The organism is Curtobacterium flaccumfaciens UCD-AKU (genome assembly GCF_000349565.1).
GTDB classification, from domain to species: Bacteria; Actinomycetota; Actinomycetes; order Actinomycetales; family Microbacteriaceae; genus Curtobacterium; species Curtobacterium poinsettiae.
In genome coordinates, this window is record NZ_KB714610.1 from 232342 (window position 1) to 232695 (window position 354).

Consider the following 354-nt stretch of genomic DNA (forward strand, 5'->3'; position numbering starts at 1 on the left):
CGTGCTCGGTCGGCACCGCTGCCGCGAGCAGGCCGTACTCCCGCATCGCGGCGATGGCCTCACGCGGGGGCCGGGCGTCGCGGTCGACCTCGTCGGCGAACTGCGCGGCGACCTCGGCCACGGCGCTCGCACGCTCGGCGAACCGGTCGACGACCGACGGTGCCGGCAGGACCAGGGTCACGAGGCGAGCTCCGCGGCGAGCTCCGCGGCGGCGGTGATCGACTCGACGCTGGCGAAGGTGGACCGGTTGAGCACGGAGTCGGGGAACTCGACGTCGAGCTCGGACTCCACCGCGAGCATCACGTTGACGGTCGCGTGCGAGGTCAGGCCGAGGACGTAGAGGTCGGCGATCGA

Annotated in this window: 1 protein-coding gene; it reads right to left on the reverse strand. The window is 73.2% G+C overall.

The window, feature by feature from the left end; genetic code table 11:
- Window positions 1–181 (reverse strand): acyl-CoA dehydrogenase family protein (locus H489_RS38140; RefSeq protein WP_031259477.1); only part of this gene is annotated, 181 nt, incomplete at its 3' end.
- Window positions 182–354: the final 173 nt, after the last annotated feature.